The organism is Nonomuraea sp. NPDC059007 (assembly GCF_042740555.1).
Taxonomy (GTDB): Bacteria; Actinomycetota; Actinomycetes; order Streptosporangiales; family Streptosporangiaceae; genus Nonomuraea.
This window is the reverse complement of record NZ_JBHYJD010000042.1, coordinates 72,947-93,035: the sequence shown is the minus strand read 5'-3', so window position 1 is coordinate 93,035 and position 20,089 is coordinate 72,947. Positions and strand designations below refer to the sequence as shown.

The window sequence follows — 20,089 nt, the reverse complement described above, 5'->3', positions numbered from 1 at the left end:
GGTAACGGCGGGGGGCTCGTTCTGACGCCGGTCAGTTCTGGATGGGCGCTGCGATCGCCGCCGCCGAGTCGGGCACCTCGGTGGGCGCCGTCTCGCCGGTGAAGACGAACTTGGCGTTGTCGCCTTCGCCCTCGATCGTCACCTTGATGACCTGGCCCGCGCGCAGCTCGCCGTAGAGGATCTTCTCCGACAGCGAGTCCTCCAGCTCACGCTGGATGGTACGGCGCAGCGGCCGGGCCCCCATGACGGGGTCGTAGCCGCGGTCGGCCAGGAGCTGCTTGGCGTCCTGGGAGACGTCCAGCGACATGTCCCGGTCCTTCAGCCGCTCGGACACCTGGGCGAGCATCAGATCGACGATCTTGATGATCTCCTTCGGCGTGAGCTGGTGGAAGACCACGATGTCGTCGACACGGTTGAGGAACTCGGGCCGGAAGTGCTGCTTGAGCTCCTCCTGGACCTTGGACTTCATCCGGTCGTAGTTGGACTCCGCGTCGTTCGCCTTCGCGAACCCGACCCCGATGCCCTTGGAGATGTCCCGGGTGCCGAGGTTGGTGGTCATGATGATGACCGTGTTCTTGAAGTCGACCACGCGGCCCTGGGCGTCGGTCAGGCGACCGTCTTCCAGGATCTGCAGCAGCGAGTTGAAGATGTCGGGGTGGGCCTTCTCGATCTCGTCGAACAGGACCACGGAGAACGGCTTGCGCCGCACCTTCTCCGTCAGCTGGCCGCCCTCCTCGTACCCGACGTAGCCGGGCGGGGAGCCGAACAGCCTGGAGACGGTGTGCTTCTCCATGAACTCCGACATGTCCAGCATGATCAGCGCGTCTTCGTCGCCGAACAGGAACTCCGCCAGCGCCTTGGACAGCTCGGTCTTACCGACGCCGGACGGGCCGGCGAAGATGAACGAGCCACCGGGGCGGCGGGGGTCCTTCAGGCCGGCGCGGGTGCGCCGGATGGAGCGGGACAGACCCTTGATGGCGTCGTCCTGGCCGATGATCCGCTTGTGGAGCTCGTCCTCCATGCGGAGCAGGCGCTGCGACTCCTCCTCGGTCAGCTTGAAGATCGGGATGCCCGTCGCCGTGGCGAGGACCTCCGCGATGAGCTCTTCTGTGACCTCGGCGACGACGTCCATGTCGCCGGCCTTCCACTCCTTCTCCCGCCGCTCGCGCTTGAGCTGGAGCTGCTTCTCCTGGTCGCGGAGGGCAGCCGCCTTCTCGAAGTCCTGCGCGTCGATCGCGGACTCCTTGTCGCGGCGGACGTTGGCGATCTTCTCGTCGTACTCGCGCAGGTCCGGCGGAGCGGTCATCCGGCGGATGCGCATCCGGGAACCGGCCTCGTCGATGAGGTCGATCGCCTTGTCGGGCAGGTAGCGGTCGCTGATGTAGCGGTCGGCCAGGCGGGCCGCGGCGACCAGCGCGTCGTCGGTGATCGACACGCGGTGGTGCGCCTCGTAGCGGTCGCGCAGACCCTTGAGGATCTCGATCGTGTGGCTGAGCGACGGCTCGGCCACCTGGATCGGCTGGAAGCGGCGCTCCAGCGCGGCGTCCTTCTCGAGGTACTTGCGGTACTCGTCGAGCGTGGTGGCGCCGATGGTCTGCAGCTCACCGCGGGCCAGCATCGGCTTGAGGATGCTGGCGGCGTCGATCGCGCCCTCGGCGGCGCCCGCACCCACGAGCGTGTGCAGCTCGTCGATGAACAGGATGATGTCGCCGCGCGTGCGGATCTCCTTGAGCACCTTCTTCAGGCGCTCTTCGAAGTCACCGCGGTAGCGGGAGCCGGCGACCAGAGCGCCGAGGTCAAGCGTGTAGAGCTGCTTGTCCTTCAGCGTCTCGGGCACCTCGCCCTTGACGATCTTCTGGGAGAGCCCCTCGACGACGGCGGTCTTGCCGACGCCGGGCTCGCCGATGAGAACGGGGTTGTTCTTGGTCCTCCGGGAGAGGACCTGCATGACCCGCTCGATCTCCTTCTCACGGCCGATGACCGGATCCAGCTTGCCCTCACGGGCGGCCTGGGTCAGGTTACGGCCAAACTGGTCGAGCACCAGGGACGTCGACGGAGCCGACTCCTGCGGTCCGCCCGCAGCCGCCGGTTCCTTGCCCTGATAGCCGTGCAGCAGCTGGATCACCTGCTGCCTGACACGGTTGAGATCGGCTCCAAGCTTGACCAGCACCTGGGCTGCCACACCCTCACCCTCGCGGATGAGACCGAGCAGGATGTGCTCGGTTCCGATGTAGTTGTGGCCCAGCTGCAAAGCCTCACGGAGCGACAGCTCGAGGACCTTCTTGGCCCGCGGGGTGAAAGGAATGTGCCCCGACGGAGCCGACTGGCCCTGGCCGATGATCTCCTCGACCTGCTGGCGCACACCCTCAAGGCTGATGCCGAGACTCTCCAGAGCCTTGGCGGCAACGCCCTCACCTTCGTGGATCAAACCAAGAAGAATGTGCTCAGTGCCGATGTAGTTGTGGTTGAGCATCCTGGCCTCTTCTTGGGCCAAGACGACAACCCGCCTCGCTCGGTCGGTGAACCTCTCGAACATCTCGTCGCTCCTCACAGAGCGGTCAGTCAGGCCGGTTTAGTCCGGTCCCGTCATCCCGCATGCTAGCCCTGGCTCGGCGAACCGTGCCCACTGCCGCTGACACGCTCTATAGCAGAGACGTTCCCCGAGAGCAGGGCGTTCACCCTCCATCCAACTACCGTTCGGGGGTGGTGTGTTCCCGATACGCCGCAAGCGAACGAGGTTTAGGACGCCCTCGGCGGAGCGTCGGGAAATTACCGCCCGCCACGCGTACGGACCGCCACGACGAGGCGCCGGACACATCCGTAAGCCGTACTTGACATCCTATGGCCTCCCGGCAAGCGGTTGGCATGCGATCAGCCAGCGACTCCGCACTGATCGGCATTCAGGAATCAAGGACGCGTAAACCGCGAGTGCATCGGCAAATCCGGCTGCGGGGAGTGAGTACTCGCACGGTACGGCGGAGCGAAATCGTCAGGAATCCCGGGTACCAAATGCGGCACAATGGGCCCCCAGGTCCACGATGCGAGACGCGCAAACCAGGACAAAGACCGCCCTAAAAAACGATCATGCGCTTATGGCAGTCGCCGGGGTTCTAGGCAACTGTCATAAGCGCATGGTCGATCGCGACAGCGGTTAGTGCGCGGCTTCGTACTTCTCCACCACGGTGGAGGCGATTCGGCCGCGCTCGCTGACGGGCAGGCCGTGAGCCTTGGCCCACTGCCTGATCTCGGAGCTCTTCTCGCGGGTCATCGCGCGCTGCCCGCCACGACCCCGACGACGCGTGGAGACGGCACCGCCGCGCCGAGCGTGCTGCACGAAAGGCGAGAGCGCATCCCTCAGCTTCTTGGCGTTAACGTCACTGAGGTCAATCTCATACGAAGCGCCGTCAATAGCGAAGCTGACCGTCTCATTGGCCTCGCCCCCATCGAGGTCATCGATGAGAATCTCCTGGATCTGCTTGGCCATCTACGCAATCCTTTCCCGGAGCATTGTTTCATTCGCCTGCCCAAACATATACCCGGAAAGGCGCTAAGACAATTCAGCGAGACACGGATTCGGCTGACTCGCGGATCAGTTGTGGTTCTCGACCCGATCCTGGCGGTTTGGCCGCCGGCCGGTGAGGGTCGCGGGACGCCTTCAGCGCACGCCAAAGTCGAGAGAACCGGTGACTCCAGCCGGTGTCACGGCGGCCGCCAATGCTTCCGTAAGGCCTTCCATTCGTCCTCGGCCCGCGCGCCGATCGGGGTTTCCACGGCGGCAGATTTCCCAGGAGCCGGCTGAACGCCTCGGGCGCGGCGCCGCGCGTGGGGGCCGTGTGGCGGACAACCGCCGACGCCCGACCATAGCGCCACGCGGATGCCACCGGTGAGACAGGTCGCCGACAAGGGGTGACCTGGGCGACTGACAGCCTAATGCCAGTCTCTCCAGGCTCCTTACCGGATCAAGGGAAATTTTTGGGCTATCCCGCCCGCCCCTGCTCGCGCAGGTCTTTGACCACCCGCGTTCCCGCCAGCCGGTCATGGGGACCGCGCAGCTGGGGACGGTCGATGAGGATGAGCATCCCCACGCCGAAGGCGACCACCGCGGCCCCCAGATCGAGCACCGGAATGCCCATCAACATGGTCGGTCCCGGATACAGCAGCGAACGTTTCAGCAGCCCATGGGAGGTCACAACGGCGCCGTCCGCAGGAACGACGCGAATCCGCATGATCGCCTGCCCGAAGGTACGGCCGCCCGCGGAATGCGACACCCAGTCGTAGACCGTATAGACAAGGCCGGCGCCGAACCAGGCGATGACCTCGGGCCAGCGACCCTCGAAGACCTCAAGCAGCCCTACAGACCGGAAGAGTGTCCACAGCCCGATGAACAGAATGTAATAGAACACGCCGAAGACCAAGGCCTCAATGAGGCGCGCGACCAGACGCTCCCACCATTCGGCGGTCACTGCGCGTTGGGCGGGCGCGGCCATAGCCTCAACCTCTCGACGGCCTTTAGATCGGCTGTCCCCTCATTCTGGTACGGCACGGCGCCACATGAAACAGGGGCCACCGGGCGGTGACCCCTGAATCCATGACCCGACCACTACTTGATCTTGACCACCACGGTACGCGCGACCTTGTCGGCGAACGTCTGCTGCAGCGGCTTGTCCCACAGCTGCGAGGCGCCGTTCAGCGCGACGAAGATGTAGCCGAGCCAGCCGAGGAACGGGATGCCCGAGATCAGGTATCCGCCCCACGTCACGCCGGCCCGCTTCATCGCGATGTCGGTGGACAGCCCGCCGTGCGGCATGGTGCCGCCGGCCGGGACGATCTTGATGCCCATGACGATCTTGCCGAGCGTCTGCCCGTTCATCTTGGTCATGATCAGCTCGTAGGCGATGTAGATCGCCCCGACCAGCACACCCGAGATGAGCCCGATGACCACTGAGCCGAAGAAGCCCGAGCTGGAACCGTCGAGCGAGCTGTAGGTCGCCAGGAACAGGCCGGCCATGATCAGCGTGATCACCCAGTAGACGATGCCGAAGAGCACACCGTCGATGATTCGGGCGACCAGCCGCTGCCACCACTCGGCCAGCGGCGCGGGCGCGCCGGGCGGCTGGACGCCCACCGGCTGACCGTAGGGCTTGCCGTAGCCGGGCTGGAAGCCCTGCTGGCCGTAGCCCTGCGGCTGCTGCTGCTGACCGTATCCGGGCTGCTGCTGGCCGTAACCCGGCTGCTGGCCGTAGCCCGGCTGGGCGTACTGCTGCCCGGACGGGGCCTGCTGGCCGTAGCCAGGCTGCTGGCCGTAACCCGGCTGCGAGCCGGGCTGCTGGCCGTACTGAGGCTGCTGCTGACCGTAGCCAGGCTGGCCGTAACCCGGCTGGGAGCCGGGCTGCTGGCCGTAACCCGGCTGCGAGCCGGGCTGCTGGCCGTACTCGGGCTGCTGCTGGCCGTAGCCGGGTTGCGACTGGGCCTGCTGGCCGTAACCGGGCTGCTGGCCGTAGCCGGGCTGCTGCTGACCGTAACCCGGCTGCTGGCCGTACTCGGGCTGCTGCTGGGCCTGCTGGCCGTAGCCAGGCTGCTGGCCGTAACCCGGCTGCGAGCCGGGCTGCTGGCCGTACTGAGGCTGCTGCTGACCGTATCCCTGCTGCTGGCCGTACTGGGGCTGCTGACCGTAACCCGGCTGGGAGCCGGACTGCTGTCCGTATCCCTGCTGGCCGTAGGGGTCGCCGTCTTGGCGGTAACCCACAACGGTCACGTCCGGGTCGGGCTCGCCCTGTGCGTGGCCCGCGTTGTGCTGTCCGTATTCGGGAGTCCCGGAGTTGTCGCCGGGGTCGTCCTGTGGATACGGCGGCTGTCCGGTGCTCACCGTGTCACCTCGCTTCGAGTGTGCATGTGGCACATGTCAGGACACATGCCTTCGCTGCCCAACGTATCGACATAGGTATCTACAATCACCTTTCCCTTTGGTCGAGGTCCGAGTCAAACGACGGCAGGTGGAGCAGCATCCTGGTGTTGCCCAGGGTGTTGGGCTTGACGTGCTCCAAGTCGAGGAACTCGGCTACGCCCTCGTCATAGGAGGCGAGCAGCTCGGCGTAGACCTCGGGAGATACCGGCGTGCCCTGGATCGGGCGGAACCCATGCGCGGCGAAGAAATCTACCGCGAATGTCAGGCAGAACACCCGCCGCAGCCCGAGTTCGCGGGCCGTTCCGATCAAAGCGGTAACGATTTGGCCCCCAACTCCGAGACCGCGGGCGTCGGGATCGACGGCCACGGTGCGAATCTCGGCGAGGTCCTCCCACAACACGTGCAGGGCACCGCATCCGACGACCTGCCCGCCACGCTCAGCCACCCAGAACTCCTGGACGTCCTCGTAAAGAGTGACCGTGGCCTTTTCCAGCAGGCGCGGCCCGGCTCCGGCATAAGTGTCGACCAGGCGCCTGATCGTCCGGACATCCGGCGTGCGAGCCCGCCTCACGACGACCTCGATGTCGGGTACCGCCCGTTCGGCGACCTGTTCCATGGCACTTCAGAGTACAGACGCAATTACGGCTGCCCCCTATTTGCCCGCCTACTTCCTCAACCATCTCACCCAGTGGACGAGCATGCCCGACAACAGCCATCGCCCCCTCAACCACCAGGCGAATAGCCGGTGACGAGCAATGACTCCCCCGGTGACACCGAACCTCACGTACGTCCCATGCACCCGCAAAGTGCGCATAAAGTCGCTCCTGTACGGCGGAGCACGTGATCCCCCCGTGACACTTCGGTTGTGAAACCTCAACAGACTTGGCAGTTCTGGTTGAGCACGAACCTGGAGTGCACTAGTGTCCAGCGTCGATGTCACCCGCGTTCTTACGCGCGGCGGCACGCCTAATCCCCTCCCCTGGGGAGCCGGGGACCCGCCAGTGGCCGCAGGCCATCCCGGGGTGAATCCGAGCCACGGCTCGGTAGGGCTGCTCCGGCCCGAACCCGTCAGCTAACCCGGTAGGCGGCCATGAGAGGAGCTGGTTGGTGAAGCGCACGCGTAACCGTGAGGGGAAGCCCGCGGGCAAGCATGCCCGCCCTCCCGAACCAGGCATCAAGAAGCGGCTGGTCGTCCTGACGGCAGCCGTAGCCGCGGTGACGTTCACCGTCACGCCTCTCGGTTCCGCCGCCGCCGATCCGAAGCCGTCGCTCAAGCAACTGTCGGAGCAGGCCGAGAAGCTCCACACGGAGATCGAGACGCTCAGCGAGCAGTTCAACGGCCAGCGTGTGAAACTCAGGGACGCCCAGAAGGCCGTCGACGCCGCCAAGAAGACGCTGGCCTCCAGCGAGGCCGATCTCGCCACCAAGCGCCAGCGGGCGGGCATGCTCGCCCAGAGCGAGTACATGATGGGCGGCTTCAGCCGCGCCCTCGCCTTCGCCGCCTCCGACGACCCCGAGCTCTTCCTCGACCGCGCCGCGACCAGCTTCGCGCTGGAGCAGCAGCAGGGCGAGGAGGTCAACCAGGTCACCCGCGCCAGGGAACTGGCCGAGAAGGCGCAGTCCGAGGCGAAGACCCGCATCGACAAGGTCACCGAGATCGTCGAGGACCTGGACGCCCGACGCGACAAGATCAGCAAGCTGGTCAAGAAGGTCGAGAGCGACCTGTTCCAGCGGGCCATCGGCGAGGCCGGGCGGCCGGGCACCCGCGCGGTGCGGGTCAGCCTGCCGATCGCCGGCTCCGGCAAGGCGGCCGAGGCGGCCAGGTGGGCGCTGACGCAGCAGCTCAAGCCGTACGTGTGGGGCGCCGAGGGTCCCAGCTCCTACGACTGCTCGGGCCTGGTCATGGCGGCCTACCAGCGGGTCGGCATCTCGCTGCCGCACTACACCGGCGACCAGTGGACGGCCGGCACCCGCATCTCCCGCGAGGAGCTGCGCCCCGGTGACCTGGTGTTCTTCTACAGCGACCTGCACCACGTCGGCATCTACGTCGGCGGCGGCATGATGGTGCACGCGCCGCAGACCGGCGACGTCGTGCGCCTGGCGTCGATCTCCCGCCGCCCGTGGGCGGGCGCGGTCCGCATCGCGAACTGACCCCGCCAAAGAGACGGAACCAGGACCCCACGCCAGCCAAAACCGACCCCGCCGGGCGAACCGGCGGGGTCGAGTCTCGGTCCTGCTAGATCAGCTGGCGGCGTGCCGCCCAGGCCACCGCCTCGATGGCGGTGGCCACACCGATCCTGTCGCATATCCCTCGCAAACGGCGGCGTACCGTGCGTCCGCTGATCTCCAGCCGGCGCCCTACCCGATCGACCGTGACTCCCTTGGCCAGCTCGGCGAGCAAGGCTAAATCGGCGTGGCTCAGCTCAACGCCCTCGGTGAGCACATCCATCGGGAGCCCTCCCCCCAACAGCAGAACTCGCAGACGTATCGGACCGCGCAACGCGCTCGTCCCGCAGACGGTAAACGCATTCAGGAAAGGTCGTCAAGCTCGACAATTGCCCAGCTTGACCAGCTGTATTGACATGATCAAATCTATGTGAACTACTCGCCATATGTCGTCACACTTCGGGGCACGATGAGCGATCTCACTGATCCTTACAACGCCCCTCGGTCACCGACACTGACCCCCGCCGACGTGCTGGGATTCGATCCGTTCGATCCCGGGTTCCGGCGTGACCCGTACGGAAAGTACCGGGAGCTTCGCGAGCGTGGCGATTTATTTCATACCCGCGGCGGTTTGGTGGTAGCCACATCACACGAGCACGTCTCGGCCATGCTGCGCGACCCCCGCTTCGGCCACGGGCACGTCCCGGCGGACACCGATGACCCCGACCGGCCACAGGTGTCGTTCCTGCGTCTCGACCCGCCCGACCACACGCGGCTGCGGGCTCTGGTCAGCCGGGCGTTCACGCCCCGCATGCTCGAACGGCTGCGCCCCAGGGTCGAGGCGATCACCGCGGAGCTGATCGGCGCCATGGGCGGGGAGGCCGATCTGGTCGCCGAGTTCGCCTATCCGCTGCCGGTCCTGGTGATCACCGAGATGCTCGGCGTACCGCCCGAGGACTACGAGCGCTTCCGCGGCTGGAGCGAGACGCTCGCCCGTAGCCTCGACCCGATGCTGCCCGCGGGCCAGGCGGACACCACCGAGCGGGCAAGTCTGGAGTTCCGCGCGTACTTCCGTGAACTGCTGGCCGAGCGCCGCGTACGCCCCGGCGAGGACCTGCTCAGCGCCCTGACCCAGGTCCGGGAGCTCACCGAGGCCGAACTCCTGGCCACCTGTGTCCTGCTGCTGGTCGCCGGGCACGAGACGACCGTCAACCTGATCGCCAACGGCGTACTCAACCTGGCCGGGCACGGCATGCTCCACCGGGCGGCGGACGATCCCCAGCCGGTGGTCGAGGAGGTGCTGCGCTACGACCCGCCGGTGCAGCTCACCGCCAGGACGGCGCTGCGGGAGGCGGAGCTTGGCGGCACGGCCGTGCCCGCGGGCACGCCGGTGATGGCGCTGGTCGGCGCGGCCAACCGCGACCCCGCCGTCTTCCCCGATCCGGACCGCTTCGACCCGGGACGGTTCGACCCCGGACGGGCGCCGGAGCGGCATCTGGCCTTCGGGCTCGGGATCCACTTCTGCCTCGGGGCCACGCTGGCGCGCATGGAGGGCGAGATCGCGCTGCGGGCGCTGGCCCGGGCGGCGCCGGAGCTGAAGCTGGTCGAGGAGGCGCCGCCGTACAAGGAGAACGTGGTCCTGCGGGGGCTGGCCAGGCTTCAGGTGCGGTTGTCGTAGCGGGTTCTGGCGGCCAGGACGTCCTCGATGTGGGCCTCGGCCCATTCCTTGATCGCGGCCACGATCGGCAGGAGCGTGCGGCCCAGATCGGTGAGCTCGTAGTCGACGCGCACGGGGACCGACGGGGTGAGGGTGCGGGAGACCAGGCCGTCGCGCTCCAGGCTGCGCAGGGTCTGGGTGAGCATCTTCTGGCTGACGCCGGCGATGGTCCTGGCCAGGTCGCTGTAGCGCTGGGAGCCGCCGGCGAGCGCGGTGAGGATGAGGCTCACCCACTTGTCGCTGAGCGTGCTGAGGAGCTGGCGCGAGGGGCACTTGGCGATGTACGCGTCGTAGGCCAGGCGGGCTGCCGCGCGCCTGTCCGCGGCCGACTGGGTGGGCACGGCATTCCTCCGGGTTGCTTACGCACCTTCAGGTGCCTTCTTACCAAAAGAGAGTAAGCCTTCCTACCGTGGCCGCATGACAACGATGCGAGCGCTGGTCGGGCGCGAGGGTGAAGTAGAGATCGTCACGGTCCCGGTGCCGCAGGCCGGACCCGGGCAGGTACGCGTGAAGGTGACCGCGGCCGCCGTGCAGCCGATCGACCTGTTCACCGCCTCGGGGTCGCTGCCCGGCTACAAGCTGACCGACCCCATGGAGCGGTACGGGCTCGGGTGGGACGTGGCCGGGGTGGTCGACCAGGTGGGGCCGGGGGTCGGCGGGTTGACGGCCGGGCAGGCGGTGTTCGGGCTGTCCGACCGGCTGATGCTGCCGTACAAGGCGCAGGCCGAGTACGTGCTGCTCGACGTCTCCGAGGTCGCCGCCGCGCCCGAAGGGCTGACGCCGGCGCAGGCCGCCACGCTGCCGCTGAACACGCTGACCGCCATCCAGGCCCTCGACCTGGCCGATCTGGCTCCCGGGCAGACTCTCCTCGTGACCGGGGCCGCCGGTGCGCTGGGCGGCTACCTGGTGGAGATCGCCGCCGCGCGCGGGCTGCGGGTCGCCGGACTGGCCGGCGCCGACGACGAGAAGCTGGTGCGCGGCTTCGGGGCGGAGTGGTTCGTGCCCCGCGACGCCGACCTGGCCGCGGCCGTGCGCGCCCTGGTGCCCGGCGGGGTGGACGGCGTGGTCGACGCCGCGATCGTGGGGCTCACCGCGCTGGACTCGGTGCGGGCCGGGGGCGCGTACGTGGCGGTGGCCGCAGGGGCGGCGCCGATCCCGCTGCGCGGAATCCACGTCTCCAGCGTGTACGTACGCGCCGACGCCGGCCAGCTGGCCCAGGTGGCACGCTGGGCGGAGGCGGGCCGGCTGACGGTACGCCTGGCCGGCACCCACCCCCTGGAGAAGGCGGCGGAGGCCTACGCCCGGCTGTCGGCAGGAGGGCAGCGCGGGCGGTTCGTCCTCACCCCGTAACGGGTCAGCCGGTGGGCTTGACCAGCGGGAACAGGATGGTCTCGCGGATGTTCCTGCCGGTGAAGGCCATGATCATCCGGTCGATGCCGACGCCCACGCCGCCGGTGGGCGGCATGGCGTACTCCAGAGCCTGGAGGAAGTCCTCGTCCAGCTGCATCGCCTCAAGGTCGCCGCCGGCGGCCAGCAGCGACTGCTCGACCAGGCGGCGGCGCTGCTCGATCGGGTCGTTCAGCTCGGAGTAGGCGGTGCCCAGCTCGGTGCCGAACCCGATGAGGTCCCACTTCTCGGTGACCAGCGGGTTGTCGCGGTGGTTGCGGGCCAGCGGCGAGGTCTCCAGCGGGTAGTCCATGACGAAGGTGGGCTGGATGAGCGTGTGCTCGACCAGCTCTTCGAAGATCTCCTGGACGAGCTTGCCCTGGCCCCACTTCGGGTCCCAATGAATGTCCCGCTTGTCGGCATATTTCCGGACCTGCTCAAGCGAGGTCTCGGTCGTTATCTCCTCGCCCAGCGCGTCGGAGACCGAGCCGTAGAGCGTGATGCGCGGCCACTCCTTGATGCCCAGGTCAACCTCGACGCCGTCGTGCTCCACCACGGACGTGCCCAGCGCGGCCACGACGCACTTCTGGTACATGCGCTGGGTCAGGTCGGCCATGTCGTGGTAGTCGAGGTAGGTGCCGTAGGCCTCGAGCATGGTGAACTCGGGGTTGTGCGTGGAGTCCGCGCCCTCGTTGCGGAAGTTGCGGTTGATCTCGAAGACCTTCTCGATGCCGCCGACCACGAGCCGCTTGAGGTAGAGCTCGATCGCGATGCGAAGGTAGAGCTCCATGTTGTAGGCGTTGATGTGGGTCTTGAACGGCCGCGCCGTCGCCCCGCCGTGGATGGGCTGGAGCATCGGGGTCTCGACCTCGAGGTAGCCCTCCTCGTGCCAGAAGTCGCGCGCGGCACGGACGGTGGCGCTGCGCAGGTGGGCCATCCTGCGGGCCTCGTCGTTGACGATGAGGTCGACGTAGCGCTGGCGGACGCGGGCCTCGGGGTCGGTGAGGCCGAGGTGCTTCTCGGGCAGCGGGCGCAGGCACTTGGCGGTGATCTGCCAGGAGTCGGCCAGGATCGACAGCTCGCCGCGGCGCGAGGTGATGACCTCGCCCTCGACGCCGACGTGGTCACCGAGGTCGACGTCGCTCTTCCAGGCGGCCAGCGACTCCTCGCCGACCTTGTCGAGCGAGACCATGACCTGCAGGTCGCCGGAGCCGTCGCGCAGGGTGGCGAAGCACAGCTTGCCGCCGACGCGGTTGAGCATGACCCGGCCGGCGATCGCGACCCTGTCTCCCGTGGCGGTGTCCGGCTCCAGGCCCTGGTATTTCTCCCTGACCTCGGCGTTCGTCGCCGTACGGGGGAAGTTGACCGGGAAGGGCTCGACGCCCTCGCTGCGGAGGCGGTCGAGCTTCTCCCTCCGGATGCGCATCTGCTCGGGAAGTTCGTCGCTCACAAGAACAAAGGGTAGGGGATATGGCGAACTGCAAGGGCTCGTCGGCTCCCTGCAGGGGCGCTGCAAGAACTCTCCGTTACCAATGGAGCACAGCACCTCCGGGTTCCAGGAGAGAGACCATGATAAAGAAGATCGCGATCGGCGCCCTCGCCGTTGCCGCCACCTCCGCCCTCGCCCTCAGCCTGCCGACCGCCGCCTCCGCCAGCACGTCGAGCTACGACTACAGCTCGTACTGGGGACCCGTCTACTCCAAGCACTACCAGGCCAAGTCGCACGGCTGGGTCGGCGTCGAGTGGGACGAGCACCAGGAGTCCAACACCGTCTCCGTGACGGGCCGGCTCTACGACCTCGACTCCCGCACCTACAAGCAGGGTGGCAAGTGCGCGTACGTGAAGTTCCAGGCCAGCGACTTCGACTACGACTGGTCCACGGTCTACACGAAGAAGTACTGCGGCTACCCCGGCTACAAGAAGTACGCCTTCTCCGAGGAGGACGTCTTCAGCCTGCGCGTCAAGGTCTGCCAGATCGGCCCGCACAGCAGCCACCCGACCAAGTGCGGCTCGTGGAAGTACCTGTACACGGCCGAGTCCGAGTAACGACGCCCGCAAGCCGCGAGCGGCCCCCCATTCCCGAGCGGGGGGCCGCTCGCTCATGTCGTGTTGCGGTTGTAGATGAGCCGCAGGCCGATCAGGGTCAGCCACGGCTCGTGCACGTCGATCGAGCGCGACTCCCCCACCACCAGCGCGGCGTGCCCGCCGGTGGCCACCACGGTCACCTCGTCCGGGTCGTCGGCCAGTTCCGCCACCATCCGCTCGACGATGCCGTCGACCTGGCCGGCGAAGCCGTAGATGATGCCGGCCTGGAGCGCCTCGACGGTGTTCTTGCCGATGACCGAGCGCGGCCTGATCAGTTCGACCTTGTGGAGCTGGGCGCCGGCGGCGGCGAGCGCGTCGACGGAGATCTCGATGCCGGGCGCGGTGACCGCACCCACGTACTCGCCCTTGGCCGAGACCGCGTCGAAGGACGTGGCGGTGCCGAAGTCGACGATGACGCACGGCCCGCCGTACTGGTCGATGGCGGCCAGGGCGTTCACCACCCGGTCGCTGCCGACCTCCTTGGGGTTGTCCATGCGGACCGGCACGCCGGTGCGGATGCCCGGCTCCACGATCACCGCGGTCACGTCGCCGTAGTAGCGGCGGCACATCTCCCGCATCTCGTTCAGCACGGACGGGACGGTCGAGCAGATCGCGATGCCGCTGACGTCGGCTCCCTTGAGCAGCGGTGACTGGCCGAGCAGCCCCTGGAGCACGACGGCGATCTCGTCGGCGGTGCGGCGGGCGTCGGTGGCCAGCCGCCAGTGCTCGATCACCTCTTCGCCTTCGAAGAGACCGAGCACGGTGTGCGTGTTGCCGACGTCGATCGTGAGCAGCATCAATTACCCCCGTAGATCCAGTGCGATGTCCAGGGCCGGCGCGGAATGCGTAAGCGCTCCCACCGCAAGATAGTCAACGCCAGTTTCAGCCACATCACGGGCCATTTCCAAGGTCAGTCCCCCACTGGCCTCCAACTTCGCCTGATTTTTCGTGATTTGTACGGCGAGCGCCATCTCCTCGACGGTGAAGTTGTCCAGCAGAACCACCTCAGCCCCCTCGGCCAGCACCTCCCGCAGCTGCTCCAGCGTGTCGACCTCGACCTCGACCGGCAGATCCGGGTACCGCTCCCTGACCGCCCTGAACGCCGCCCCGGCTCCCCCGGCGGCGACCACGTGATTGTCCTTGATCAGCGCCGCGTCCGACAGCGACATGCGGTGGTTGACGCCGCCTCCGGCCCGCACCGCGTACTTCTCCAGCGCCCGCAACCCCGGCAACGTCTTACGGCTGTCGCGCACCCGCGCCCCTGTGCCCTCCACCGCCGCGACCCAGGCGCCGGTCCGCGTCGCGATGCCCGACAGGTGCGTGAGCAGGTTGAGCGCGGTCCGCTCGGCCGTGAGCAGGGCGCGCGTGGGCCCCTCGACCGTCATCAGCACCTCTCCCGCCTCGACCCGCTGCCCGTCCTCCACCAGCCTCGTCGTACGGCTCGCCCCCAGCCGCAGGAAGACCGCCTCCGCCACGGCCAGCCCCGCGACCACGCCGTCCTCGCGGGCCACCACGTCCCCGGCCGACCGGTGCCCGGCCGGGATCGTGGCCAGGCTGGTCACGTCACCGGCCTCCTGGAGGTCCTCGGCCAGCGCCCGGTCGATCACGTCCTGGATCTCGGGCGCGCCGGTGTCCAGCGCGAGCCCGTGCGGCGTGTAAGTCATCTGCAAGCCTTCCTCGGTCAGTCGCACGTCCAGATGTCCCAGCCAGCGCTCGTCGTCGCGCTCGCCGAAGTCCTCGCGCCAGTGCGAGCCCCTGGTCTCCTCGCGGGCCACGGCGGTGGCGGTCAGCACGGTCGCCACCGTGAGCAGGTTCGTCGTCTCCCACGCCTCGGTGCACGGCGGCACCCGCACCGGCGTCCAGCGGGCGTCGCCGAGCGCCTTCGCGGTCAGGACCAGCGACTCGCGGCTGCGCAGCACGCCCGCTCCCCTGCTCATGTGGGCCTGGATCCTGGGGCGGACGCGCGGGTCGAACAGGCCTTCCTGGGTCTCGGGGTCCGTGGGCGCCGGCCGTACCGCGGGCTGGATGTCCTGGGCGATGCGCTCGGCGAAGACGAGCCCCTCCAGCAGCGAGTTGGAGGCCAGGCGGTTGGCGCCGTGCACGCCGGTGCAGGCGACCTCGCCGCAGGCGTACAGGCCGGGGATGGAGGTGCGGCCGTGCAGGTCGGTGCGGACGCCGCCGCTGGCGTAGTGCGCGGCGGGCACGACCGGGATCAGCTCCTTGACCGGGTCGATGCCGTGCTCCAGGCAGAGCGCGCGGATCGTGGGGAAGCGGGTGCGCCACTTGTCCTCGCCGAAGTGGCGGCCATCGAGGTAGACCTGCCCGGCCCTGCGCATGATCGCCTTGGCGACCACGTCGCGGGGGGCGAGGTCGGCGAGCTCGTGCACCTCGTCCATGAAGCGCGTGCCGCGCTCGTCCACGAGGAACGCGCCCTCGCCCCTGACCGCCTCGGAGATCAGCGGCTGCTGGCCGGTGGCGTCCTCGCCGAGCCAGAGCACGGTCGGGTGGAACTGGACGAACTCCAGGTCGCGCACCACCGCCCCGGCGCGCAGCGCCAGCGCCACACCGTCCCCGGTGGAGACCAGCGGGTTGGTGGTCGACTGGTAGACCTGCCCCATGCCGCCCGTGGCCAGCACGACGGCGCCCGCGCGTACCGCGCCGACGCCGTCGCTCGCGCCCTCGCCCATGACGTGCAGCGTCACCCCGGCGGCCCGCCCGGCGGCGTCCTTGAGCAGGTCGAGCACGAGCGCGTGCTCGATGACCTCGATCCCGCGCTCGCGCAGCGCCGCGACGAGCGCGCGCTGCACCTCGGCGCCGGTCGCGTCGCCGCCCGCGTGGACGATCCGGTCGCGCCGGTGCCCGCCCTCGCGGCCGAGCTGCAGCTCGCCGCCGTCTGTCAGGTCGAACCTGGCGCCGCGCGCGATCAGCCGCCGCAGCGCCCGCGGCCCCTCGGTCACCAGAGCGCGTACGGCCCGCCGATCGCACAGCCCGACCCCGGCGATCAGTGTGTCGTTCAGGTGTTCCTCCGGGCTGTCGCCGGGATCGAGCACCGCCGCGATCCCGCCCTGCGCGAACCGGGTCGAACCTTCCTCAAGCACATCCTTGGTGACGACGAGCACCTTGGCCTCGGGCCGTAGCTCGGCATGGCGCAACGCCACGGTCAGCCCGGCCACTCCCGAGCCCACCACGACCACGTCGGCCTCGCGGGTCCAGCCGGGCTCCGGCGCGCTGAGCCGCAGGGGGATCGCCGGTCCACTCATGGGGGTCTCCTCATCGAGGGAATTTCGTCAATATGACGATAACCCCTCCCGATGAGTGACCTATCGCCGGGGTGGCACCTTTTCAGGACAGGCGCAGGACGGCGTTGTCGATGAGCCGCGTGCCGCCGACCTTCGCGGCGACGGCGAGGACCGCCTCACCCGTGTACGTCTCGCCGACCTCGGCGAACGTGGCCGGGTCGACCAGCACGAGGTAGTCGAGGGCCAGATCGGCCCCGTCGAGCACGGCCCGCGCCGCCGCCTTGATGCGCGCCGGCCTGGACTCCACGGACTCGGCCGCGCCGGCGAACAGGGCCCGCGACAGCGCGAGGGCGGTCCGCCGCTCGTCCGGCGACAGGTAGCGGTTGCGGCTGGACATCGCCAGGCCGTCGGGCTCGCGCACCGTGGGGATGCCGGCGATCTCGATCGGCAGGTCGAGGTCGGCCACCATGCGCCGGATCATCGCCAGTTGCTGGGCGTCCTTCTGGCCGAAGACGGCCACGTCGGGCTGCACCAGGTTGAACAGCTTGAGCACGACGGTCAGCACGCCGTCGAAGTGCCCGGGGCGGACCGCGCCCTCGACGATCGTGCCCATGTGCCCGGATGAGACGCTCACCTGCCGGTCGGGATGGTAGATCTCCTCGGCCGCCGGGGTGAAGACCACGCGCACGCCCTCCGCGCGGCAGACGTCGAGGTCGGCCTCCAGGGTGCGCGGGTAACGGGAGAAGTCCTCGGAAGGGCCGAACTGCAGGGGATTGACGAAGATGCTGACGACCACCCGGGGGGCCAGCGCCCTGGCCTCGCGGATGAGCGCCCGATGTCCCTCGTGCAGCGCCCCCATGGTCGGAACCAGGGCGACCCTGCCCTCTCCCCGAGCCTTGACCAGGTCAGCGCGATTGCGCGCGACGATCAGCTCCACGCCACAGCCTCCTATGCCACGATCAGGGCCGTCCGGTCCCTGTCAGGTCCATATGTTGCCGCCCAGCGCGTCGAGCAACCTCTCCGCCTCCTCGGGTTTGAGCAGACCCGCCGCGAGCGCGCGGTCGGCCGTGAGCCGGGCCAGGGCGATGTAGGCGTCGGCGGCCTCGGGCGCGGCCAGGATGAGGGCGTCCACGTGCTTGCGGACCGTTCCGGCGTCGCCGCGTACGACCGGCCCCGTCAGCCCGGCGATGCCCAGCCTGAGCACGTTGTCGAGCGCGGCGCCGAGCAGCGGCCCGAGCATGCGGCCGGGGTGCTCGACGCCGATGCCCTCCAGCAGTTCCGAGGACTCGGCGATCAGCGTCACCATGTGGTTGGCCGCCCCGGCGAGCGCGGCGTGGTAGAGCGCGCGGTCGGCGTCGGCGATCCAGACCGGCTCGCCGCCCATCTCGATGACCAGCGCCTCGGCGATCGGGCGCAGCGGGTCGGGCGCGGTGACGCCGTAGGAGATGCCGGTCAGCCGGTTGATGTCGTCGTCACGGCCGGTGAACGTCATCACCGGGTGGAGCGCCAGCGGGAGCGCTCCAGCCCGCGCCGCCGGGTCGAGCACGGACAGCCCGTAGGCGCCGCTGGCGTGGACGACCAGCTTGCCGCGCAGGTCGGCGCCGGTGGCGGCCAGACCGCCGACCAGGCCGGGCAACGCGTCGTCGGGCACCGTGAGCAGGATCAGCTCGCCGGCCGCGACCACGTCCTCGGGCCTGGAGGTGGCGACGCCGAGCCGCTCGGCAGCCCAGCGCTGGGAACTGTCGGAGACCCCGCTGGCGGCCACGATGCGATGGCCGGCCTGGGCCAGCGCGGCACCGAGTGCCGAGCCCACTTTGCCCGCCCCGACCACGCCGACGGCCAGCCGTGCCGGGCGATCACCTGCGTCCATGTCGTCCTGTCCCTGTCCCCTGTTGGCGCTGCCGACCAGCGTAACTGGAGCCTTGCCATGCACAGGTGACCGGGCTTTTACCGCATGTTGCGTTAACGACAAATCCGACAAGGGCATACAAAACGTGCACCCCCTGTCGGGAGAGATGAGGAGAGGGGATTTTCATCGCATGGCAGCGGGCGCCGAGCCCATAGTGGACCCGACGCCCGCAATGACGATGTGCTACCCCCTTGGGAGTGCACCATCGACCGGCCATCCGCCGACTGGCCGGCCGAAAAGGGCTCGGGCCGGGTTGCCATAACCGGTCCGAGCCCTCCGTCCGTCTACCTGGTGTGCGCGCCGCCCTTGCAGCCGGCGACCGCCTGGCCGAGCACGGCGACGGCGTTGCCACAGATGTTGATCGGAATCCGGACCGGGGCGAACACCTGGTTGCCGGAGAGCACGCCGTTGTTACCGGAGGTGACGAGGTCGGCCTGGGCTGGGGTGGCCAGGGCCAGCATGGCGAAGGCGCCGGCCGCGACGAAGGTCTTCTTGAGCATTTGGGGGGCTCCTCTCGATGACGCGGCCCCGGGTGGCCGCTTCAGCTACTTACTCGGCCGACCGGTGGGACCGGACCGAGCCCGCTGGGGGGCGGGCCGGGACGATCGCCGGTGACCATGAGTAACGATAGCGCAATCTCGCCACAATAAGTAGTCATGGCATCACTGTGCGTGTCGGCGCCTGGTCATGAGATAGTCCAGGAATGTGGCTCACCTGGCGTGCCGCGATGGAGCGCGCACTCTATGGCGACAGGGGTTTCTACCTGCGCGAACGCCCTTCCGGCCACTTCCGCACCTCGGTCAGCGCCGGGGCCGCGTTCGCCGACGCGGTGCTCACGCTCCTTCTCCGGGTCGACGCCGAGCTCGGCCACCCGGAGCGACTCGACTTCGTCGACGTCGGCGCCGGGGAGGGGGTCCTGGTCAGCCGCGTGCTCGCGGCCGCACCGCCCGAGCTGGCCGTACGCCTGAACGTCACCGCCGTCGACCTCTCCGCCAGGCCGTCCCAGCTGCCCGAGCGCATCGCCTGGTCGCAGACCATCCCCGGCGGCATCACCGGCCTGGCGATCGCCAACGAGTGGCTCGACAACATTCCGCTCGACGTGGCCGAGCACACCGCCGAGGGCCCCCGGCTGGTCATGGTCGACACCGAGACCGGCGAGGAGCGCCTCGGCGAGCCGCCGCACCCCGCCGACGAGGAGTGGCTCGCCCGCTGGTGGCCCCTGGCGTGCGTCGGCGCCCGCGCGGAGATCGGCCGCGCCCGTGACGCCGCGTGGGCGGCGGTCATCGTACGGCTGGCCCGCGGCCTGGCGGTGGCCGTCGACTATTCACACCCTGTGGATAACCGGCCGCCCTGCGGAACGCTCACCGGATACCGCGACGGTTCGGTCGTCCCGCCCATACCAGACGGGACCTGCGACATCACCGCACACGTGGCACTCGACTCGTGCGCCGCCGCCGGTGAGCGGGTCGGCGCGATATCCACAACGTTGTCCACACAGCGCGACACCCTGCGCGCCCTCGGCATCACCGCCGCCCGCCCGCCCCTCGACCTGGCCCACACCGACCCCCGCGGATACCTGCGCGCGCTGGCGCGCGCCTCCGAGGAGGGCGAGCTGATCGACCCGCGCGGCCTGGGCGGCTTCGGCTGGCTCCAGCAGCATGCGTGATCACTCTGCGCCATGA

18 protein-coding genes and 1 riboswitch are annotated in these 20,089 nt (G+C 68.9%); of the genes, 5 read left to right on the top strand and 13 right to left on the bottom strand.

Features of this window, described 5'->3' with window-relative positions:
- Positions 1 to 31: 31 nt before the first annotated feature.
- The 5 genes from ACFWY5_RS44390 to ACFWY5_RS44370 all read right to left on the bottom strand — a co-directional run bounded on the left by ACFWY5_RS44390 (position 32) and on the right by ACFWY5_RS44370 (position 6,521).
- On the bottom strand, positions 32 to 2,536 hold the full coding sequence (locus tag ACFWY5_RS44390; protein ID WP_379638446.1) for an ATP-dependent Clp protease ATP-binding subunit: 2,505 nt from the start codon (positions 2,534 to 2,536) through the stop codon (positions 32 to 34).
- Positions 2,537 to 3,151: 615 nt separating this feature from the next.
- Positions 3,152 to 3,484, bottom strand: coding sequence for an Lsr2 family protein (locus ACFWY5_RS44385; protein ID WP_184971356.1), 333 nt, complete (start codon positions 3,482 to 3,484; stop codon positions 3,152 to 3,154).
- Positions 3,485 to 3,977: 493 nt separating this feature from the next.
- On the bottom strand, positions 3,978 to 4,487 hold the full coding sequence (locus ACFWY5_RS44380; protein ID WP_379638445.1) for an RDD family protein: 510 nt from the start codon (positions 4,485 to 4,487) through the stop codon (positions 3,978 to 3,980).
- Positions 4,488 to 4,600: 113 nt separating this feature from the next.
- The gene (locus ACFWY5_RS44375; RefSeq protein ID WP_379638444.1) at positions 4,601 to 5,866 is read right to left on the bottom strand and encodes an RDD family protein; all 1,266 of its coding nucleotides are present in this window, start codon (positions 5,864 to 5,866) and stop codon (positions 4,601 to 4,603) included.
- An 85-nt stretch (positions 5,867 to 5,951) separates the two neighbouring features.
- Positions 5,952 to 6,521 (bottom strand): amino-acid N-acetyltransferase, encoded by a 570-nt coding sequence (locus ACFWY5_RS44370; RefSeq protein WP_379611934.1) that lies wholly within the window; start codon positions 6,519 to 6,521, stop codon positions 5,952 to 5,954.
- A 337-nt stretch (positions 6,522 to 6,858) separates the two neighbouring features.
- Positions 6,859 to 7,007: riboswitch (cyclic di-AMP (ydaO/yuaA leader) on the top strand.
- A gap of 5 nt (positions 7,008 to 7,012) precedes the next feature.
- On the opposite strand from ACFWY5_RS44370, the gene ACFWY5_RS44365 reads away from it, so the two are divergent.
- Entirely contained in the window at positions 7,013 to 8,056 is a 1,044-nt protein-coding gene (locus ACFWY5_RS44365; RefSeq protein WP_379638443.1) for an NlpC/P60 family protein, read from the top strand.
- An 85-nt stretch (positions 8,057 to 8,141) separates the two neighbouring features.
- On the opposite strand, the gene ACFWY5_RS44360 is transcribed toward ACFWY5_RS44365, so the two are convergent.
- Entirely contained in the window at positions 8,142 to 8,354 is a 213-nt protein-coding gene (locus tag ACFWY5_RS44360; protein WP_157251897.1) for a LuxR C-terminal-related transcriptional regulator, read from the bottom strand.
- A gap of 351 nt (positions 8,355 to 8,705) precedes the next feature.
- Between ACFWY5_RS44360 and ACFWY5_RS44355 the strand changes: the two genes are divergently transcribed.
- Positions 8,706 to 9,749, top strand: coding sequence for a cytochrome P450 (locus tag ACFWY5_RS44355; protein ID WP_379638442.1), 1,044 nt, complete (start codon positions 8,706 to 8,708; stop codon positions 9,747 to 9,749).
- Here the strand turns inward: ACFWY5_RS44355 and ACFWY5_RS44350 are convergent.
- Positions 9,731 to 10,129 carry a winged helix-turn-helix transcriptional regulator gene (locus tag ACFWY5_RS44350; RefSeq protein WP_379611937.1) on the bottom strand — a complete coding sequence of 133 codons (399 nt, stop codon included), beginning with the start codon at positions 10,127 to 10,129 and terminating at the stop codon, positions 9,731 to 9,733. The two genes, ACFWY5_RS44355 and ACFWY5_RS44350, sit on opposite strands and share 19 nt — an antisense overlap.
- 76 nt (positions 10,130 to 10,205) lie before the next feature.
- Here ACFWY5_RS44350 and ACFWY5_RS44345 point away from each other — a divergent pair, with 76 nt between their 5' ends.
- Positions 10,206 to 11,138 carry an NADP-dependent oxidoreductase gene (locus ACFWY5_RS44345; protein WP_379638441.1) on the top strand — a complete coding sequence of 311 codons (933 nt, stop codon included), beginning with the start codon at positions 10,206 to 10,208 and terminating at the stop codon, positions 11,136 to 11,138.
- 4 nt (positions 11,139 to 11,142) lie between these two features.
- Here ACFWY5_RS44345 and lysX read toward each other — a convergent pair whose 3' ends face one another.
- The gene (gene lysX / locus ACFWY5_RS44340) at positions 11,143 to 12,624 is read right to left on the bottom strand and encodes a bifunctional lysylphosphatidylglycerol synthetase/lysine--tRNA ligase LysX (protein ID WP_379611940.1); all 1,482 of its coding nucleotides are present in this window, start codon (positions 12,622 to 12,624) and stop codon (positions 11,143 to 11,145) included.
- Between the two features lie 119 nt (positions 12,625 to 12,743).
- On the opposite strand from lysX, the gene ACFWY5_RS44335 reads away from it, so the two are divergent.
- Entirely contained in the window at positions 12,744 to 13,220 is a 477-nt protein-coding gene (locus ACFWY5_RS44335; protein ID WP_379638440.1) for a hypothetical protein, read from the top strand.
- Between the two features lie 53 nt (positions 13,221 to 13,273).
- Here ACFWY5_RS44335 and ACFWY5_RS44330 read toward each other — a convergent pair whose 3' ends face one another.
- The 5 genes from ACFWY5_RS44330 to ACFWY5_RS44310 all read right to left on the bottom strand — a co-directional run bounded on the left by ACFWY5_RS44330 (position 13,274) and on the right by ACFWY5_RS44310 (position 18,907).
- The gene (locus tag ACFWY5_RS44330) at positions 13,274 to 14,056 is read right to left on the bottom strand and encodes a type III pantothenate kinase (protein ID WP_379611943.1); all 783 of its coding nucleotides are present in this window, start codon (positions 14,054 to 14,056) and stop codon (positions 13,274 to 13,276) included.
- Positions 14,057 to 14,059: 3 nt separating this feature from the next.
- Entirely contained in the window at positions 14,060 to 16,519 is a 2,460-nt protein-coding gene (locus ACFWY5_RS44325; protein ID WP_379638439.1) for an L-aspartate oxidase, read from the bottom strand.
- An 82-nt stretch (positions 16,520 to 16,601) separates the two neighbouring features.
- Positions 16,602 to 17,435, bottom strand: a complete 834-nt coding sequence (gene panC / locus ACFWY5_RS44320) for a pantoate--beta-alanine ligase (protein ID WP_379611946.1) — start codon at positions 17,433 to 17,435, stop codon at positions 16,602 to 16,604.
- A 42-nt stretch (positions 17,436 to 17,477) separates the two neighbouring features.
- Positions 17,478 to 18,368, bottom strand: coding sequence for a Rossmann-like and DUF2520 domain-containing protein (locus ACFWY5_RS44315; protein WP_379611947.1), 891 nt, complete (start codon positions 18,366 to 18,368; stop codon positions 17,478 to 17,480).
- Between the two features lie 323 nt (positions 18,369 to 18,691).
- On the bottom strand, positions 18,692 to 18,907 hold the full coding sequence (locus ACFWY5_RS44310) for a chaplin (RefSeq protein WP_379611949.1): 216 nt from the start codon (positions 18,905 to 18,907) through the stop codon (positions 18,692 to 18,694).
- 227 nt (positions 18,908 to 19,134) lie between these two features.
- On the opposite strand from ACFWY5_RS44310, the gene ACFWY5_RS44305 reads away from it, so the two are divergent.
- Positions 19,135 to 20,073 (top strand): SAM-dependent methyltransferase, encoded by a 939-nt coding sequence (locus ACFWY5_RS44305; protein WP_379638438.1) that lies wholly within the window; start codon positions 19,135 to 19,137, stop codon positions 20,071 to 20,073.
- The last annotated feature ends 16 nt before the right edge of the window (positions 20,074 to 20,089 follow it).

Coding starts and splice junctions, on each gene's coding strand:
- ACFWY5_RS44390 (WP_379638446.1), bottom strand. CDS start 2,536: ATGTTCGAGAGGTTCACCGACCGAGCGAGGCGGGTTGTCGTCTTGGCC.
- ACFWY5_RS44385 (WP_184971356.1), bottom strand. CDS start 3,484: ATGGCCAAGCAGATCCAGGAGATTCTCATCGATGACCTCGATGGGGGC.
- ACFWY5_RS44380 (WP_379638445.1), bottom strand. CDS start 4,487: ATGGCCGCGCCCGCCCAACGCGCAGTGACCGCCGAATGGTGGGAGCGT.
- ACFWY5_RS44370 (WP_379611934.1), bottom strand. CDS start 6,521: ATGGAACAGGTCGCCGAACGGGCGGTACCCGACATCGAGGTCGTCGTG.
- ACFWY5_RS44360 (WP_157251897.1), bottom strand. CDS start 8,354: ATGGATGTGCTCACCGAGGGCGTTGAGCTGAGCCACGCCGATTTAGCC.
- ACFWY5_RS44345 (WP_379638441.1), top strand. CDS start 10,206: ATGACAACGATGCGAGCGCTGGTCGGGCGCGAGGGTGAAGTAGAGATC.
- ACFWY5_RS44335 (WP_379638440.1), top strand. CDS start 12,744: ATGATAAAGAAGATCGCGATCGGCGCCCTCGCCGTTGCCGCCACCTCC.
- ACFWY5_RS44330 (WP_379611943.1), bottom strand. CDS start 14,056: ATGCTGCTCACGATCGACGTCGGCAACACGCACACCGTGCTCGGTCTC.
- ACFWY5_RS44325 (WP_379638439.1), bottom strand. CDS start 16,519: ATGAGTGGACCGGCGATCCCCCTGCGGCTCAGCGCGCCGGAGCCCGGC.
- ACFWY5_RS44315 (WP_379611947.1), bottom strand. CDS start 18,368: ATGGACGCAGGTGATCGCCCGGCACGGCTGGCCGTCGGCGTGGTCGGG.
- ACFWY5_RS44310 (WP_379611949.1), bottom strand. CDS start 18,907: ATGCTCAAGAAGACCTTCGTCGCGGCCGGCGCCTTCGCCATGCTGGCC.
- ACFWY5_RS44305 (WP_379638438.1), top strand. CDS start 19,135: ATGGAGCGCGCACTCTATGGCGACAGGGGTTTCTACCTGCGCGAACGC.